Annotated in this window: 2 protein-coding genes; both read left to right on the top strand. The window is 72.6% G+C overall.

Features of this window, described 5'->3' with window-relative positions; translation table 11 throughout:
- Positions 1-386, top strand: a 386-nt coding sequence (locus tag ETD85_RS61990; RefSeq protein ID WP_138699048.1) for a PH domain-containing protein, incomplete at its 5' end; no start/stop codon positions are given.
- Positions 383-1,943 (top strand): PH domain-containing protein (locus ETD85_RS61985; RefSeq protein WP_240780189.1); only part of this gene is annotated, 1,561 nt, incomplete at its 3' end. The genes ETD85_RS61990 and ETD85_RS61985, both read left to right, overlap by 4 nt.

Below are 1,943 nucleotides of genomic sequence, written 5' to 3'. Positions count from 1 at the left end.
GGAGCGGGTGGTCGTGGGTGCCGGGCTGGTTCGCCGGCAACTCGTGGCTGCTGCCGGCCGCGGTCCTGGTGGTGGTCCTGCCGTTCCTGGTGGCCGAGCCGTTCGTACGGTACGCCGTGCATCGCTGGGAGCTGTCAGGTGACGTCGTCTACGCCAGGTCGGGCTACCTGACCCGGGAGTGGGTGTTCGTGCCTGTAAGCCGCATCCAGACCGTCGACAAGGGGCAAGGGTGGATGGAGCGGCTGCTCGGGCTGGCCACGCTCGAGATCCGCACCGCGTCCCATGCCGGGTCCTCGACGATCAAGGGGCTGGACTTCGCGGTGGCGGCGGGGCTGGCCGAGCAGCTCGCGCACCGGGCGGAAGAGCTCAGGGACGACGCGACATGACCGAGCCCAGCCAGCCGCGGAGCGATCCGCCCGCGCCGGAGAGCGCCCCCGCGCCGCGCGAGAGCACCTTCACCCCGGAAAGCACCCCCGCGCCACGGGCGAACGCGCCCGTCCCGGAAATCGGCCCGGCGCCACGGGAGGGCGCGCTCACCCCGGAAAGCGGCCCGGCGCCGGAGCGTGCCCCCTTCCAGCAACCGCCGCCTTCTCCTCCTCAGCCTCCTGCGCGGGTGCTGTTGCGGTTGAGCCCGAAGGTCCTGCTCATCGATCCGGTACGCATGCTGCCCTCGCTGCTCCTGCCCCTCGTCGGCGTGCTGTTCGTGGGCGGTTTCTCCGCCAGGTCGTACGGCTGGGCGGCGGCCGGCGTCATCGGCACCGTCGTGTTCGCGGTCGTCAGATGGGTCACCTTCACCTACGAGATCGTCGGCGACCGCCTGGAGACGAAGCGGTCGCTGATCAGCCGGTCCATCCGGACCATCCCGCTGGAGCGGATCCGCGGCGTCGACGTGTCCACACCGCCCATGCACCGGCTGCTCGGCCTGGCCATCCTCAAGATCGACACGGGCGCGAGCGGGAGTGACGAGGAGGCCAAGCTCGACGGGGTCACGCTGGCCGAGGCCGAACGGCTCAAGTCCGTCCTGCTGCGGCGGTCGGCCCGGCCGGAGGAGCGCGTTCCCGACGTCGCGGCGACCGGGCCCGTCGAACGGCCGATCATCGTCGTACCGCGCAGATGGCTGCTGTACGGGCCGCTGTCAGGGGCTTACCTGCTGACCCCGTTCGCGCTCGCGGGCGGCGCCGTGGGGCTGGCGTTCCAGTGGGGGGACGAGCTGGGGTTCGGCCGGGACGCCGCGTGGACGGCGGGGGAGTGGCTGTGGCGGCATCCGTACCTGCTGCTGATCGTGGCGCTGCTGCTCGTGGTGGCGATGCCGTTCGTCGGCGGGCTGATGTACGCGGTCTTCAACTGGGACTTCACGCTCAAGCGGCGTGACGGCTACCTGGTGGCGGAGCGGGGGCTGATCAACCGGCGCAGCGTGTCGCTGGAGTCCGAGCGGGTGCGCGGCTACGAGATCGTGGACGGGCTCGTCGAGCGGTGGGCCGGAGTCGTCCGCGTCTGGGCCATCGTGACGGGGCTCGGGGACTCCCAGACGCGGGGGCAACTCCTGCCGGACGTGCCGCGCACGGTGGCCTTCCAGGTGACGGGAGAAGCCGTCGGCCCTTACCGGGCCGCCCTCCGTGCACATCCGCCCATAGCGCGCAATCGACGGCTGTTCCGCGCCGTGTTCCCGTGGGCCGCGCTGGCCCTGGTGAGCGCGGTGGCGGCCTGGGCCACCGGGACGATGCTGTGGTGGATCTTCCTGGTGCTGGCGCTGCTGCTGGCGGGCGCCGGGGTACCGCTGGGCCTCGACAGGTACGCGTCGCTCGGGCACGGCTATGACGGGGTGCGGCTGGCGGTGCGGTCGGGGTCGCTGCGGCGCTCCCAGGCCGTGGTCGAACGCCGGGCCGTGGTGGGGTGGCGGCTGCGGCAGACGTGGTTCCAGCGGCGGGCCGGGGTGCTGACGC

Source organism: Nonomuraea zeae (assembly GCF_005889725.1).
GTDB lineage: Bacteria > Actinomycetota > Actinomycetes > Streptosporangiales > Streptosporangiaceae > Nonomuraea > Nonomuraea zeae.
Note: the sequence above shows the minus strand (reverse complement) of the source record. Positions and strands in the feature narration are given on the sequence as shown.